Annotated in this window: 11 protein-coding genes; 5 read left to right on the top strand and 6 right to left on the bottom strand. The window is 70.2% G+C overall.

The annotated features are described in order from the left end of the window. The first annotated feature begins 4 nt into the window (after positions 1-4). Entirely contained in the window at positions 5-1,726 is a 1,722-nt protein-coding gene (locus H5399_RS13435; protein ID WP_182783492.1) for a fumarate hydratase, read from the top strand. Between the two features lie 478 nt (positions 1,727-2,204). Continuing rightward, complete coding sequence (locus tag H5399_RS13440; protein ID WP_182783494.1) at positions 2,205-2,558, top strand: hypothetical protein; 354 nt, start codon at positions 2,205-2,207, stop codon at positions 2,556-2,558. Positions 2,559-2,570: 12 nt separating this feature from the next. On the opposite strand, the gene H5399_RS13445 is transcribed toward H5399_RS13440, so the two are convergent. Together H5399_RS13445 and H5399_RS13450 are read right to left on the bottom strand one after the other, a co-directional pair. Beyond that, positions 2,571-3,236: a response regulator transcription factor gene (locus H5399_RS13445; RefSeq protein WP_182783496.1), complete on the bottom strand. Its 666-nt coding sequence runs from the start codon at positions 3,234-3,236 to the stop codon at positions 2,571-2,573. Beyond that, positions 3,233-4,687, bottom strand: coding sequence for a HAMP domain-containing sensor histidine kinase (locus H5399_RS13450; protein ID WP_182783498.1), 1,455 nt, complete (start codon positions 4,685-4,687; stop codon positions 3,233-3,235). Before H5399_RS13450 ends, H5399_RS13445 begins: the two co-directional genes overlap by 4 nt. 315 nt (positions 4,688-5,002) lie before the next feature. On the opposite strand from H5399_RS13450, the gene H5399_RS13455 reads away from it, so the two are divergent. The 3 genes from H5399_RS13455 (at position 5,003) to H5399_RS13465 (ending at position 12,246) form a co-directional block, all read left to right on the top strand. Beyond that, entirely contained in the window at positions 5,003-5,545 is a 543-nt protein-coding gene (locus tag H5399_RS13455) for a hypothetical protein (RefSeq protein WP_182783500.1), read from the top strand. Between the two features lie 634 nt (positions 5,546-6,179). Continuing rightward, positions 6,180-11,699: a carboxyl transferase domain-containing protein gene (locus H5399_RS18605; protein ID WP_182783503.1), complete on the top strand. Its 5,520-nt coding sequence runs from the start codon at positions 6,180-6,182 to the stop codon at positions 11,697-11,699. A gap of 268 nt (positions 11,700-11,967) precedes the next feature. After that, complete coding sequence (locus H5399_RS13465) at positions 11,968-12,246, top strand: hypothetical protein (protein WP_182783505.1); 279 nt, start codon at positions 11,968-11,970, stop codon at positions 12,244-12,246. Here H5399_RS13465 and H5399_RS13470 read toward each other — a convergent pair. From H5399_RS13470 to H5399_RS13485, 4 genes are all read right to left on the bottom strand, one after another. Beyond that, positions 12,234-14,102 carry a cation-translocating P-type ATPase gene (locus H5399_RS13470; protein ID WP_182783507.1) on the bottom strand — a complete coding sequence of 623 codons (1,869 nt, stop codon included), beginning with the start codon at positions 14,100-14,102 and terminating at the stop codon, positions 12,234-12,236. The two genes, H5399_RS13465 and H5399_RS13470, sit on opposite strands and share 13 nt — an antisense overlap. A 9-nt stretch (positions 14,103-14,111) precedes the next feature. Beyond that, on the bottom strand, positions 14,112-14,345 hold the full coding sequence (locus tag H5399_RS13475; protein WP_182783509.1) for a heavy-metal-associated domain-containing protein: 234 nt from the start codon (positions 14,343-14,345) through the stop codon (positions 14,112-14,114). Between the two features lie 455 nt (positions 14,346-14,800). Continuing rightward, positions 14,801-15,121, bottom strand: coding sequence for a type II toxin-antitoxin system RelE/ParE family toxin (locus H5399_RS13480; RefSeq protein ID WP_182783511.1), 321 nt, complete (start codon positions 15,119-15,121; stop codon positions 14,801-14,803). Next, a complete protein-coding gene (locus tag H5399_RS13485; RefSeq protein ID WP_182783513.1) occupies positions 15,118-15,381 on the bottom strand; it encodes a type II toxin-antitoxin system ParD family antitoxin in 264 nt (87 codons plus the stop codon). The genes H5399_RS13480 and H5399_RS13485 overlap by 4 nt, the downstream gene beginning before the upstream one ends. Between the last annotated feature and the right edge of the window lie 24 nt (positions 15,382-15,405).

Raw genomic sequence — 15,405 nt, forward strand, 5'->3', positions numbered from 1 at the left:
TCCCATGCCGGAGTTTCGCTACGTTGACATGCTGCCGATCGGGCACGACGAGACGCCCTACCGACTGCTCACCACAGAGGGTGTGGAGACGGTGGAGGGACCTGAGGGGCGACGATTCCTCAAGGTGGCGCCCGAGGCCCTGACGCTGCTGTCCGAGACCGCGATGCACGACATCGCCCACTACCTGCGCCCCGCGCACCTGCAGCAGCTGCGCAACATCCTCGACGACGAGGAGGCCTCCCCCAACGACAAGTTCGTGGCGCTGGACCTCATGAAGAATGCGAACATCGCCGCCGGCGGGATCCTGCCCATGTGCCAGGACACCGGCACCGCCATCATCATGGGCAAGCGCGGCCAGCAGGTACTCAGCGAGGGCACCGACGAGCGGCCCCTGTCGATGGGCGTGTTCAACGCCTACACCAAGCTCAACCTTCGCTACTCGCAGAACGCGCCGCTGACCATGTGGGAGGAGAAGAACACCGGCTCCAACCTGCCCGCGCAGATCGAGCTGTACGCCGACACCGCCGTCGGGCATGAGAACTCCTACAAGTTCCTGTTCATGGCCAAGGGCGGCGGCTCGGCCAACAAGAGCTACCTGTACCAGGAGACGAAGGCGGTCCTCAACCCCGCGTCGATGATGAAGTTCCTCGAGGAGAAGCTCCGCTCGCTCGGCACCGCAGCGTGCCCGCCGTACCACCTGGCCATCGTGGTGGGCGGCACGTCGGCCGAGTTCGCGATGAAGACGGCCAAGTACGCCTCCGCGAAGTACCTCGACACACTGCCCACCGAGGGATCGATGGCGGCGCACGGCTTCCGCGACGTCGAACTGGAGAACGAGGTCCTCGAGCTCACCCGCAAGCTCGGGATCGGCGCCCAGTTCGGCGGTAAGTACTTCTGCCACGACGTCCGCGTCATCCGGCTGCCCCGCCACGGGGCGTCGCTGCCCATCGCGATCGCGGTCAGCTGCTCCGCCGACCGCCAGTGCCTCGGCAAGATCACGCCCGAGGGTGTGTTCATCGAGCAACTGGAGTTCGACCCCGCCCGCTTCATGCCCGAGCACGTCGACGAGGAGCTCGACGCCCAGACCGACGGCGTCACCGGCACCGGCCAGGGCGCGGCCGTCCGCATCGACCTCAACCGCCCCATGCCCGAGATCCTCGACGAACTGCGCAAGCACCCCGTCAAGACGCGCGTCATGCTCAACGGGCCGCTCATCGTCGGCCGCGACATCGCACACGCCAAGATCAAGGAGCGCCTCGACGCCGGCGAGCCGATGCCGCAGTACCTGAAGGACCACCCCGTCTACTACGCCGGCCCGGCCAAGACCCCCGAGGGTATGGCGTCCGGTTCGTTCGGGCCCACGACGGCGGGCCGCATGGACTCCTACGTGGACCAGTTCCAGGGCGCGGGCGGCTCGATGATCATGCTGGCCAAGGGCAACCGCTCGCAGTCGGTCACCGACGCATGCCACAAGCACGGCGGGTTCTACCTCGGCTCCATCGGCGGCCCCGCCGCCCGCCTGGCGCAGGACTGCATCAAGCACGTCGAGGTGGTGGAGTACGCGGAGCTCGGCATGGAGGCGATCTGGAAGATCGACGTGGTGGACTTCCCGGCGTTCATCATCGTCGACGACAAGGGCAACGATTTCTTCGCCGAGGTCAACAAGCCCATCGCCCTGACCATCCCGAAGCGCGAAGGAATGGCACCCTTAACGCCCGCTGGGTGAGCCAGCCGCGGCGCGCAGCGCCCGCCGCTGAGTCGAAGCCCCTTGCGCCCGGTGCAGGGAGCCCCGACACGACCCCGGGCGGCCATGGTCCACCGTCGGCCGTTTTGCTGCCAGCCTGGCTGTGGTCGGGAAGTGAAGCCGCCCGGGCCTCGTGTCAGGTCTCCCTGCACTCGTCTTCCAGTGGCGTGGTCCCTTCCGGGCGCGTGCCGTCACGGCGGCCTTGGGCCGGGTCTGCTCAGGCGTGTTCCGTCGAGTGATGGTCGGGTTGGGCGTGCACGCGCGCAGCCGCCCTGCCGTCCCGCACCCTCGCTCGCAACTCAAAGCCCGTCCCTTCCCCGAATGCCTACTCGGTAGAAATCGTGGCCAACACCACACCAGACCTACCCAATAGTCGACGGGGAGATGAGAGTTCTCTCATGCGCGCGTCGCTCCCGGCTCATGCGGGCGGTGTTGACTGGTGTGGTCGAGGAGGTCTGACATGAAACGAACGCTGGCCGGGTTGGCGCTGATCGTCGCCGTGGCAGCCGCAGGGGTGTGGGCGGTGGCGAGCATGGTCCCACCGGCGGGCACCCCGGTTCGCGAGCCGGCCCTGATGGTGCCCGCCGCGGGGTCGCCGTCGCCGGAATCGACCATCACTCCGACCAGTCCCACACCGTCCCCGTCCGACTCGGCTTACCCGAGCGCCACGTCCGGATCGACGACGACGCCTTCGCCGTCCGCGACCCAGACCGCCCACGAGGCCGAGGCGCCCCAGACCGTCGCGGCCCCGAAGCCGAGCTACTACGACGACGACGATGATGATGACGACGACCGGGACGATGACGATGACTGACGCGCAGTCACGTCAGACCAGCCGGTAGCCCATTCCCCGCACGGTCTCGAACCGCTCCCTGCCCAGCTTTCCCCGCAGGTATCTCACGTACACGTCGACGACGTTGGAGCCGGGGTCGAAGTCGAACCCCCACACATTGCTCAGCAGTTGCTCCCGGCTCAGCACCTGGCCGGGGTTGCGCAGGAACGTCTCCGCGAGCGCGAACTCCCGGGCCGACAGGTCCACCGACTTCTCTCCCACCGTCGCGCGACGGGTTCGCAGATCGAGGGACAACCCGTTGTGACTGAGCTGCGTCGGGTCCCCCGCCGTCGACCCCGCGTCCGTGCGCAACCGCAGCCGGATCCGCGCCAGCAGCTCCTCGAACGAGAACGGCTTGGGCATGTAATCGTCCGCGCCACCCTCGAGGCCAGCTACCCGGTCCGCCACCGATGACCGCGCGGTGAGCAGGATTACCGGGACCGCGACCCCTTGACCACGGATCTGTTCGAGCACCTCGAAGCCGTCGATGTCCGGCAGTCCGACGTCCAGCACCACGAGATCGAAGCCGCCGTGGATCGCCAGCGATGCGCCTTCCGCGCCGCTCGCCGTCGAGTGCGAGGTGAACCCGGCGGACTTCAACCCCTTCGCAATGAACGACGCGATCCGCGCCTCGTCCTCGATGATCAGAATCGTGCTCATGAGACGTCGGCCTCCTCGACGGCACGCTCGGGCCCGAGCGGCAGATTGATGGTGAACGTGGACCCGACGCCGGGCTCGGACTCGATGTCCAGTCGGCCGCCGTGTGCGGCGAGGATGGTCTCGACGATGCTGAGCCCCAGCCCGGCGCCGGCCGCGTGGCTCTCGGCTTCCCGGGTCCGCCCGAACCGTTCCCGCACGGATGCCAGCTGATCCGGCGCGATCCCGATCCCCTCGTCGCGCACCCACAGCTGCACCTCGCCGCGGTAGAGCTGCGACCCCAACGCGATCGCCGAGCCCGGCGAGGAGTACTTCACCGCGTTGGCCGCCAACTGAAGCCAGGCCTGGGTGATCCGTGACGGGTCCAGCCACGCCTCGGCGGACGCGATGCGCTCCAGGCGCCACACCCTGTCCCCCAGGGCGCGCGACTTCTCCAGCGTCTGGTCGGTCAGGGCGGCCAGGTCCACCCACCGCGGCTGGACGAAGTCGCTCTCGCCGGCCCGGGCGAGCATGAGGAGGTCGTTGACGAGGACCCCCATCCGGTCCACCTCCTCCAGCACCAGATCTCGGGTCTGCCGGACGTCGGTGGGGTCGTGGACGTCGATGAGTTCCATGTGGCCTCGGACGACGGTGATGGGCGTGCGCAGTTCGTGGCCCACATCGTCGAGCAGCTGCCGCTGCCCCTCGACGGAGTGCTGCACCCGGTCGAGCATGCGGTTGATGGTCGCGGACAGAGCGGTGAGGTCGTCGTTGCCGCGGAGCGGGACGCGGGAGGTGAGGTCGCGTTCGTCGATGGACTCGGCAGCCTCGCGCAGTTCCTCGATCGGGCGCAGCAACCTGCCGACCACGAGCCAGGCCAGGAAGACCACGAGCGCCATGGTGGCCAGCGCGACGGCGGCGTACACGGTCATGGTGCGGCGGAGTTCGGCCTCGGCCAGGCCACGGTCCACGACGTGAAGCAGGGCCCCGGTCTCAGTCGGGAACTTCACGGGCACCAGGAGCAGGTGATAGTCCCCCGTGGGCGTGCGGAGCCGCTCCAGGATGATCTCGTCGCCCGTCGCCCACGGAGTGGCGATGGCGATCAACTCGGCGTCGTCCTCCGGCCGCAGCGGCACATCCTCCGAGGCCACCCACCGCACCTGTGATCCCACGAACGCCACCTCGCCCTCGCCCGGGCCGACGACGGTGCGCTCGAGGTAGGTGCGCAGCAGCTCGGAGGGTCCGGCGAACGGTGCGCCCGTCGCCGGGTCGACGCCCCGGGTGGCCAGGACGCGGAGCTCGTCGCGTGAGCGCTCCAGCTGCGCGTCCAGGTTTGCGGAGATCACGCGGTCCTGCACGAGCGCGACGATGGCGCCGGATGTCAGGAGGGACAGCCCGGCCAACAGCACCATCGCCCACATGATGCGGGCCCGGATGGTCACCCGGGTGGTGCGAGACGGGTCGGCGTCGGTCATGGGTTCCAGTCTGCCCGCTCGCGTGCCCTCCGCCGGGCGTGGCCGCGTGAGAAACGTCTCATCTGGCCGAGGCATGGGGCGGTCGGGTTCAGGGCGCGCGGTTGCTGTTCCTCCAGGCGTGGTCTCGGGCCCCTCAGGGCATCGGGAAGCGATCTGGAGGAAAAGTAGCCGCGCGGCTGGGTAGAGCCCACCTCGGGGCGAGGCTGCTTCGGTCCGCCAAAGCCCGCGGATGAGAGAGGTCTCACGCTGAACTACTTCTCGCCCTCATGTTGTCGCTGTCGAATGGTGCCAACGACAACGACGAAGGAGCCCATCATGGCACTCTCAACCCTCACCTGGTTCGCCGCAGCAGCACTCGGCGTCACCGCCGTCGGAGGCGGCCTCTTCGCCTCAGCCGTCAACCAGCCCGAGAACGCCCGCCCCGCGACGACCATCTCGGCCCCCGCTTCGTCCGACGACGGCGACACGACACCGATCCTGGTCCCAGCCGGCTCCGCGAGCCCGTCAGCCACCGCGAGCAGCACCCCCAGCTCCTCCGACGTTCCCTCGACCCAGTCCTCCGGTGTCGATGACAAGGGCGGCGAGCGGGATCGTGACGACCGCGTCGAACTCGGCGATGACCGCGACTCCCGCTGGGACGACGACGATGACGACGATGGCCGAGACGACTCGGACGACCGTTGGGATGGTCGGGACGACGACGGTCGCGGCGACGACTCGGACGACGGCTACGACGACTCGGACGGCCGTGATGACGATCACGACGACTCCGACGACCGTGACGACGACGATTGGGATGACGACGACTCGGACGATGATGATGATGACTCGGACGACGATGACGGTGACGACGACTGATCTCACCTGAACCCGAACGCCCCGTCGCACTCCCCCAGCGGCGGGGCGTTCCGCTTGTCAGGTCCCTGCATCGGGCGCAATTGGCTTCGACGCAGCTGGCGCTTCGCGCCGGCTGGCTCACCCACCGGGAGGCCTACGACCACGCCTCCGGAGAGCCACCGTGTAAGAGAGGCTTCGACGCGGTCGGCGGCGCTCCGCGCCCGACCGGCTCACCCACCGGGAGGCCGGTGACCGCGCCAGAAAGGCGGTGGGTGGTGGGGGCCGGGGCAGGTTGGGTGGGCGTTGATGACGGCGCCACGCGCGAAGCGCCGCCGCCGGCATCATGGGCGGCCCGGCCCCCACCACACGCCGCCGAACCTGACCACAACACCCGAGACCGAGGCCGGCATCATGGGCGGCCCGGCCCCCACCACACGCAGCCGGACCCGACCACAACACCCAAGACCCACCCAATGGCGGGGGACGCCCACAGCTTGTGGGAACCTCACAATGTTTTCCCCGCGACATTGAGCCGCAACCCCTTCACCACCGCCAATCGGGGGCTCACCGTCGCGCCGACTCGCGCAGCCGCCCAAAGGGTGCGACATTGACACTCAGCCCCCCACGGGCTGCCGTCGACCCCTGAGGAGGCAAGGTGTTCCAACGCATCGCCATCGTCAACCGCGGTGAGGCCGCCATGCGGCTCATCCACGCCGTGCGGGACCTGAACGCTGAACATCCTGACCGCGACCCCATCGCGACGATCGCGCTGTACACGGACGCCGAGCGCTCCGCCATGTTCGCCCGCGAGGCCGACGAGGCCTACCCGCTGGGCCCGGCGTCGGAGCGCCCCTACCTCAACCACGACCTCCTCGCCCGCGTCCTCACCGACGCCAGGGCCGACGCCGTCTGGGTGGGCTGGGGCTTCGTCGCCGAGGACGCGTCCTTTGCGGACCTCGTCGAGAGCCTCGGCATCACCTTCATCGGCCCCTCCGGCGACGCCATGCGCAAGCTGGGCGACAAGATCGGCTCCAAGCTCATCGCCGAGGAGGTGGGCGTGCCGGTGGCGCCGTGGTCGCGCGGCGGCGTCGACACCCTCGACGACGCCCTCGCGTCCGCCGAGTCCATCGGCTACCCGCTGATGTTGAAGGCGACGGCGGGCGGCGGCGGCCGCGGCATCCGCAAGGTCACCACCCCCGAGGAGTTGACCGACGCCTACCAGCGCACCCGCGACGAGGCCCAGCGGGCGTTCGGCTCCGGAGTCGTGTTCCTCGAGTCGCTCGTCACGGGCGCCCGGCACGTCGAGGTGCAGGTGATCGCCGACGGCCAGGGCACCGCGTGGGCCATCGGCGTGCGCGACTGCACCATCCAGCGCCGCAACCAGAAGATCATCGAGGAGTCCGCCTCCCCGCTTCTGACCTCAGATCAGACCGACGAGCTGAAGGCCTCCGCCGAGCGTCTGGCGCTGGCCGTCGACTACCGCGGCGCGGGCACCGTGGAGTTCCTCTACCACCCGGGCGACAAGATGTTCGCGTTCCTGGAGGTCAACACCCGCCTTCAGGTGGAGCACCCGATCACCGAGGTGACCAATGAGTTCGACCTTGTCAAGGCGCAGATCCACGTCGCCGCCGGGGGCACCCTCACTGAGCGCCCCATCGAGTTCGGCCACGCCGTGGAGGCCCGCCTCAATGCCGAGGACCCTGACCGCGACTTCGCCCCCGCCCCTGGCCTGATCACCAGGCTGGACCTGCCGGCCGGCCCGGGCATCCGCGTCGACACCGGCGTGGCGGAGGGCGACTCGATCCCGGCGGACTTCGACTCGATGATCGCCAAGATCATCGCCTACGGCCGCACCCGCGACGAGGCGCTGGGCCGCCTGCGCCGCGCGATGGCGGAGACCACCGTCGTCATCGAGGGCGGCGCCACCAACAAGAGCTTCGTCCTCGAGCTGCTCCGCCAGCCCGAGGTGACCGGCCGCCAGCCGAAGCAGGCGGGCGCGCGCCGCGCCGCGGGACCCCAGGACGCAGACATCCCGTGGGCCGACACCGGCTGGATCGACCGCACCCGCGCCGATGGCGGGCTGATCGCCGACGAGCACGCCGGCGTCGCGCTCGTGGTGGCGGCCATCGAGGCCTACGAGGAGACCACGGCCATCGAGACCGACCGGCTCCTCACCACCGCGCACGGCGGCCGGCCGCAGACCCAGCACAAGTCCGGCGCCGCCGTCGACCTGAAGCTGCGCGGGGCCGTGCACAGCGTCACCGCGTTCGCGATCGCCCCGGGGCGCTATCGGGTCGTCGTCGGAGGCCAGGCCACCGAGGCCGAGCTGCAGCGCTTGGACGACGTACACGGGCGGGTCACCGTCGGCGGCGACCGGCACCGGATCATCACCGCGACCCACGGGCCCATCCACCTCATCGAGGTCGACGGCGTGACCCACCGGGTGTCTCGGGATGAGGGCGGCGTGCTGCGCTCCCCCGCCCCGGCGCTCGTGGTGGCGACGCCGGTCAAGGTGGGCGACGAGGTGGAGGCCGGCGCCCCCGTCGTGGTCCTCGAATCCATGAAGATGGAGACCGCCGTCTACGCGCCCTTCGCCGCGCGCGTGAAGGAGATGCTGGTGACCACCGGCTCGCAGGTGGAGTCCATGGCTCCGCTGGTGCGCCTGGAGCCGCTCGGCAACGGCGCCGCCGCGGTGATCGTGGAGTCCGCGCCGATCGACATTCCTGTCTGCCCGCCCGCGGCGGATCCTTCCGTCCGCGCCGGCCGCCTGCTGGCGGATCTGTCGGCCATCCTCATGGGCTTCGACGTCGACCCCTCGGCCAAGACGCTTCCGCGCTACCTCGTGGCGCGCGAGGAGGCACGGTCCGCGGGCGTCGATGTGGTGGCCGCGGAGATCGAGCTGCTCACCCTGTTCGCCGATCTCGCCGAGCTCAGCCGCAACCGCCCCATGGGCGAGCAGGCCAACACCGAGCTGCGCGTCCACTCGGACCGCGAGCACCTCCACCGCTACCTGACCACCCTCGACGTGGAGCGCGCCGGGCTGCCCGGCCACTTCGTCGACCGCCTGGCGGCTGCGCTGCGGCACTACGGCGTGGACTCGCTGGACCGCACGCCCGAGCTGGAGGCGGCCGTGTTCCGCATCTTCCTGGCGCAGAAGCGGGTGGCCGCTGACGTGCCGCTGGTGCTGGGCATCCTGGACCGCTGGATCGCCGAGCCGGCCCCAGACGCTGACCGTGCGGTGATCGCCCGGGCGCAGCTGGAGCGCCTGGTGCGCGCCACGCAGCTGCGGTTCCCCGCCGTCGGAGACCTCGCGCGTTCGGTCCGCTTCCGCTGGTTCGACCAGCCGCAGGTGGACGCCGAGCGGGCGGCCATCGTCGCCGGCGTGGGTGACGAGGTGGAGGCACTCGCCGCCACCCCTGACGCGCCCGACTACGACGAACGGATCGCCAGGCTGGCCGACATCCCGGAGTGGACGGCCAACTTCCTCGCGACGCGGTTGGGTCGCGGGGTGCCGGCGCACGAGCCGATGCTCGAGGTGCTGCTGCGGAAGTACTACACGGATTACGGGCTCTCGGACGTCTCCAGCGTCACGGTGGCCGACCGCTCCGTCGTGCTCGGCGATTACACCCTCAACGGGCGGCCGCGCCGCTTCGTGACGACGGTGGGCCTGGCCGACGAGCTCGCCGCGGGCGGGCCGCTGGAGTCGCTGATTGCCTCGCAGGTCGCGGAGCGGACGCCGGGCCATGACGCCGTGGTCGAGATGTATGTGCTGTGGCCGGAGCGCCCGGATGCCGAGGCGCTGGGCGCCGAACTGCTGGAGCGCCTGCGGTCCTGGGCCTGGGACCCGGCCGTGCAGAGGGTCGCGGTGGCGGTGTGCACCGCCGACGGCGCGGTGGAGTACCGCACGTTCCGGTTCACTGACGGTGAGCTCTACGAGGACGAGAAGATCCGTGGCCTGCCTCCGATGGTGGGGCGCCGCCTGGACCTGTGGCGGTTGCGCGACTTCGACACCACGCGCCTGCCCGCCCCCGACGACGTGCTGCTGTTCGAGTGCGTGGCGAAGTCCAACGCGGACGACCGCCGCCTCGTGGCGATGGCGCAGGTGCGGCAGCTGGCCGTGGTGCGCGACGCCGACGGCGGCCTGATCGGCCTGCCGCACGCCGAGCGCGCGGTCGCCAACTGCCTGGAGGCCATCCGTCGGACCCGTTCCGCCCGAGGCAAGGCCGGCTCGAAGCTGGACATGAACCACGTCTGGGTGCACGTCTGGCCGGAGATCGACCTGGATGTCTCCGACGTCGAGCCGCTCCAGGACCGGATCACCCCCCTGTCCGACGGCGCGGGCATCGAGGAGGTCCTCTGCCAGGGCCGCTTCGTCCGCGGCGACCGCCTCATCCCGCTGGCCGTCCGCTTCCACGCGCAGCCGGGCGCGGGCGTCACCACCACGGTCACCCCGCCGCCCACCGAGCCGCTCAAGCCGCTCGACGACTACACGGCCAAGGTGCTGCGCGCCCGCCGTCGCGGGCTGGTCTACCCGTACGAGCTCTCCGCGACCCTGGCCGGTCCCGGCGGCTCGCTGGTCGAGCTCGATCTCGACGGCGAGGGCCGCCTCGTCGAGGTGGACCGTGCCCCTGGCCGCAACAAGGCGGGCATCATCGTCGCTCGGGTCACCACACCGACGGCGCTGCACCCGGAGGGCGTGACCAGGATCGTGCTGTCGGGCGATCCGACGAAGGGTCTGGGCGCCGTCTCGGAGCCGGAGTGCTCGCGGATCATGGCCGCCATCGACCTGGCCGAGGAGATGGGGGTGCCGGTGGAGTGGTTCACGCTCAGCTCCGGGGCCCGGATCTCGATGGAGTCGGGCACCGAGAACATGGACTGGGTGGCCGCCGCGTTGCGCCGGATCGTCGAGTTCACCCAAGGGGGCGGCGAGATTAACGTGGTCGTCGCGGGGATCAACGTGGGCGCCCAGCCGTACTGGAACGCCGAGGCGACCATGCTGATGCACACCAAGGGCATCCTCGTGATGACGCCTGATTCGGCCATGGTGCTGACGGGCAAGCAGTCGCTGGACTTCTCGGGCGGCGTGTCGGCGGAGGACAACTTCGGCATCGGCGGCTACGACCGCGTGATGGGCCCCAACGGCCAGGCGCAGTACTGGGCGAAGGATCTGGGTGCGGCCATGGGCATCCTGATGTCGCACTACGACCACACCTATTCGCCCGAGGGCGAGTCCGGCCCCCGCCGTGCGGTGACGGGCGATGCCGTGGATCGCGACGTCTCGGAGTACCCACACAACATCGGCACGGATTTCGCCACCGTCGGGCAGATCTTCTCGGCCACCCACAACCCGGACCGGAAGAAGCCGTTCGACATCCGAACCGTCATCGCGGCGGTCTGCGACCAGGACCACCCGCGCGTCGAGCGCTGGGCGGGCATGGCGGAGGCCGAGACGGCGGTGGTGATCGACGCGCGTGTCGGCGGGCACTCGGTGTGCGTCGTCGGAATTGAGTCCAAGCCTGTGCCGCGCGCGGGGTTCCCCCCCACCGACGGCCCGGACACGTTCACCGGTGGCACGTTGTTCCCGCGGTCGTCGAAGAAGGTGGCTCGTGCCATCAACTCGGCATCCGGCAACCGGCCGCTGGTGGTGCTGGCGAACCTGTCGGGCTTCGACGGCTCGCCGGAGTCGATGCGCAACCTGCAGCTGGAGTACGGCGCGGAGATCGGGCGGGGCATCGTCAACTTCGACGGCCCCATCGTGTTCGTGGTCATCTCGCGCTACCACGGCGGCGCGTTCGTGGTGTTCTCCAAGCGGTTGAACGAGAACATGACGGTGCTGGCGCTCGAGGGGTCCTACGCCTCGGTGCTGGGTGGCGCGCCCGCGGCGGCGGTGGTGTTCGCCGGCGACGTGGCCAAGCGGACCGGTGCGGACTCGAGGGTCGCGGCGTTGGAGGCGAGCCTCCGGGACGCCTCCCCGGAGCAGCGGGCCGAGATCCAGGTGGAGTTGGCCGAGGTCCGGTCTGCGGTGCGGGCGGAGAAGATCTCGGAGGTCGCGGCGGAGTTCGACGGGGTGCACAACATCCACAGGGCCGTCGAGGTGGGTTCGGTGGATCGGGTGATCACGGCCGCCGAGCTGCGGCCGTCGATCGTCGGGGTGATCGAGGCCTACCGCCGCTGACCTCCCCCGTTCGGTGAGCCAGCTGCGGGCGAGGGCGAAGAGCCACGCCCGCTGGCTGAGGAGCGAGGAGCGCAGCGACGAGCCTCGAAGCCTAAGAAGAATGACCTTGTCGGCCCACGTTTCTGAGGCTTCGAGGCCGCTGCGCGGCACCTCAGCCAGCGGTTAAGCGAGGGGCGCAGCGCTCACCTCAGCCAGCGGTAGAGCGAGGGGCGCACCGCGGCGCCTCAGCCGTCGGAATGCGGGCCGGCAACCGCGTTACGCTCTGTACGTGACCGACGACGACCTCTGGGACCTCACCCGGACCAGACTGTTCTGGGCCGGGATCCTCGCCAACGGCGTGACCACCGAGGACGGGGCCGCGACAGTCGAGGCCGCCCTCCCCACCCGTCCGTCGTCCCATTCCGCCCTCCAACGCCTCCACCAGCTGGCCACGGATGAGCTGACGGGCATGTTGGCGCTGCTCTCCGATGACGAGCCGCGCTGGGCCGATGGCCACGGATCGACCGTCGGCGACGTTCGCCGCCTGCTCGACCGCTACGCCGGGTGAGCGATCGCGCGGTCATTCACGCGCGGCACCGGGCGCAACAGGCGCATCCCGTTGACGATCACGATCAGCACGGACGCCTCGTGGACGAGCATCCCGATCGACATCGTCACCCCACCGAACAACACACCTGCCAGCAGCGTTCCGACGGTGAGGAGCGCGATGGCGATGTTCTGCCTCATCACCCTCACGGTGCGCTTCGCCAGGCCGATGGCCTGCGGGATCCGGTCCAGCCGGCTGGTCATCAGGGCGATGTCGGCGGTCTCCACCGCGACAGCCGAGCCCGCGGCCCCCATCGCGATCCCGACGTCGGCCAGGGCGAGCGCCGGGGCGTCGTTGACGCCGTCGCCCACCATCGCGACGACGCGGCCCTCGGCCTGGAGGGCCCGCACCACGTCGAGCTTCTCCTCCGGCAGGAGCCCGGATCGGGCGTCGGCTATCCCGACCGTTCCCGCGACCGCGGCCGCGACCCTCGCCTGGTCGCCGGTGAGCATGAGGACGCGCGTCACACCGATCCGGTGCAGCGCCGCCACGAGCGCGGCCGCCTCGGGCCGAACGGCGTCGGCCACGCCGATGGCGCCCACGACGTCGCCGTCCACGGCCACCATGAGCGGGGTGTGGCCGGCGTCGGCGAGCGTCGCGGCCGCCTGGGCCGCCCACGCGTCGCCCTGCGGTGCGACCAACGCCACCGTGCCGACGGCCACCTCACGCCCACCGACCATCGCGACCACGCCGTGCCCGGGCACCGTGCGCACGCCGTCGGGGACCGCGGGCACGTCCAGCCCGCGGGCCAGCGCCTCCTCGACGACGGGGAGGGCCAGCGGATGATCCGAGCCCGCCTCCGCGCGCGCGGCCCAGCCGAGGACCTCGTCGGCGGTCCAGTCACCTCGGGCCACCACGTCGGTCAGCGCGGGCCGGCCGACGGTGAGCGTGCCGGTCTTGTCCAGCGCGACGGTGTCGACGCGGGCGGCCGTCTCGAGGAACTCGCCGCCCTTGATGAGGATGCCGTCACGGGCCGCGCGGCCGATGCCCGCCACCAGCGCCACCGGCACCGAGATGACCAGGGCGCCGGGGCAGCCGATGACCAGGAGGCTGAGGGCCAGTTCGAGGTCGCGGGTGAGCAGGCCCACCACGACGGCCAGGACGATGATCCCGGGGGTGTACCAGCGCGAGAACCGCTCCATGAACTGTTGGGTGCGGGCCTTGGCGTCCTGCGCCTCCTCCACCCGGTGGACGATGCGCGCGAGGGTGGTGTCGGCTCCGACGCCGGTGGCATCGAGGGTGACGAATCCGTCCGCGACAATCGTGCCGGCGAAGAGTGGGTCGCCCGCGGACTTCTCGGCGGGGATGGACTCGCCGGTGATCGCGGCCTCGTCGACGGCCGCCCGCCCGGAGGTCACCACTCCGTCGACGGGGACCCGCCCGCCGTGCTTGACCACCACGGTCTCGCCGAGCCCCACCTCAGCGGCCGGCACCTCCACCTGGGCACCGTCGCGGACGACGGTGGCGGTGTCGGGGGCCAGGGCCACCAGCTCGGCCAGTGCGGAGCGGGTCTTGGCCAGCGTCGCGTCCTCCAGCGCGTGGCCGACGGCGAAGAGGAACGTGACCGCGGCTGCCTCCCAGTAGTTGCCGATCGCGATGGCGCCCACGGCGGCGACGGCGACCAGAAGGTCGATCCCGATCACCCGCAGTCGAAGCGCCCGCACCGCGGACCGGGCCACCGGTGCGCCGGCCACGAGGGCGGCGGCCAGCATGAGCCAGCCGGCCGCCGGCCACACGAGCGCACCGGCCAGCCACGAGGACAGAATGAGGAATCCGGAGAGCGCCGGCACCCGCCAGCGATGGGACAGGAGTGTCATGGCCGGTCCTCAGAACGCCGACGGGCGGGCGGTGTAGCCGGCCTTGGCGACGGCGGCCACGAGGTCGTCGACGCTGGTGCGGGTGAGGTCGTGATCCACCTCGATGCGGGAGGAGGCGAAGTGGACCTTCGCCGTCGTCACACCGGGCAGCGCGCTCAGCGCCTTCTCGATCTTGGCCACGCAGGACGGGCAGCTGAAGCCTTCTGCGCGGAGGGTGGTGTGGGTGATGGTCGCGGTGGACATGGTCTCCTCCTGGAGGGTCGGTGCCGCTGGATGCGGCGATGTCTCGACGCTACGGGGGTGCCGCCGACGCTTCCTTGACGTGGATCAAGCCGCGTCGGGGGAATGGCGCTGCATGCCTGCCTGCGCAGCGGGGAGGTCTCACCTGCTCCGGGAGGCAACGGACGCGCTCGAGCCGAGCCCCTCCGCGGTCATGCTTGCGTCTTGGCGATCGTGGGCACGCCGGCGAACACCTGATCACGCCCATCGCGGCAATTGAGTGCGTTCCACCGGTGTCCTCTAGGGAGTTACTGATCAATGCTGTCCTCGGCGAGGACGTGCCGGGCGGGATGAGATGGTGCCACTGCATCTGGTGCGTGTACTCGACGTCCATATCCAGATGCAGGGGGGTCAGATCGCCCGATCCGGTGCGCCGCAGCCAGGACATGATTGATCAGTGATTCCCTAGGGCAGAGGACTCACGCGTTGTCGGATCCGCTCAGGATCGTGTCGTAGTCTTGGCCGCCGTAGAAGACGCCGAGGATGGTGATCTGCTGGGTCTCGTCATCGACGTAGGTAGCGATCACCGCACGCTTCTTGTAACTGGAGGTGCGAAGCCCAGGACGGATGTCGTCCCGCATTGTTCCTCGGTGCGGGAACACCGCGAGGCCCTCGCAGTGGGCCACGATGGCATCCACGTAATCGGCAGCAACCGTCGGCGATGCTGACGAAGCAAGGTACCGGTACAGGGCATCGAGTTGATCTGCCGCCTCCTGCGCAAACCGAACCGTGTAGGTCACTGGCCGCGCAGGGACACGAGCCGCGCACGGACCTCGCCTGCAGACAGCGCACCATCCGGGTCTGCCAGCAGCCTGTCATAGGCTGGAGCAACCTGCTCCAGAAGCCAGGCGTCGACCGCCCGATCGCGTGCCGCCAGGGCCCGTAGGCCTTCGCGGATGACCTCGCTTTCGGAGGCGTACTCTCCTGAGACCACCTTGGCGCGGACCATGTCGGCCATCTCGTGGGGCAACGTCACACTCATCTGCTTCGTAGTTCTCATGTCGACCTCCCTCCATCCATCCAG

This window comes from Tessaracoccus sp. MC1627 (assembly GCF_014164725.1).
Taxonomy (GTDB): Bacteria; Actinomycetota; Actinomycetes; order Propionibacteriales; family Propionibacteriaceae; genus Arachnia.

What these genes read in the sequence shown, in the direction of transcription:
- H5399_RS13435 (WP_182783492.1), top strand. Translation starts at nt 5, where the DNA reads ATGCCGGAGTTTCGCTACGTTGACATGCTGCCGATCGGGCACGACGAG.
- H5399_RS13470 (WP_182783507.1), bottom strand. Translation starts at nt 14,102, where the DNA reads ATGACACTCCTGTCCCATCGCTGGCGGGTGCCGGCGCTCTCCGGATTC.
- H5399_RS13475 (WP_182783509.1), bottom strand. Translation starts at nt 14,345, where the DNA reads ATGTCCACCGCGACCATCACCCACACCACCCTCCGCGCAGAAGGCTTC.
- H5399_RS13450 (WP_182783498.1), bottom strand. Translation starts at nt 4,687, where the DNA reads ATGACCGACGCCGACCCGTCTCGCACCACCCGGGTGACCATCCGGGCC.
- H5399_RS13445 (WP_182783496.1), bottom strand. Translation starts at nt 3,236, where the DNA reads ATGAGCACGATTCTGATCATCGAGGACGAGGCGCGGATCGCGTCGTTC.
- H5399_RS13485 (WP_182783513.1), bottom strand. Translation starts at nt 15,381, where the DNA reads ATGAGAACTACGAAGCAGATGAGTGTGACGTTGCCCCACGAGATGGCC.
- H5399_RS13440 (WP_182783494.1), top strand. Translation starts at nt 2,205, where the DNA reads ATGAAACGAACGCTGGCCGGGTTGGCGCTGATCGTCGCCGTGGCAGCC.
- H5399_RS13455 (WP_182783500.1), top strand. Translation starts at nt 5,003, where the DNA reads ATGGCACTCTCAACCCTCACCTGGTTCGCCGCAGCAGCACTCGGCGTC.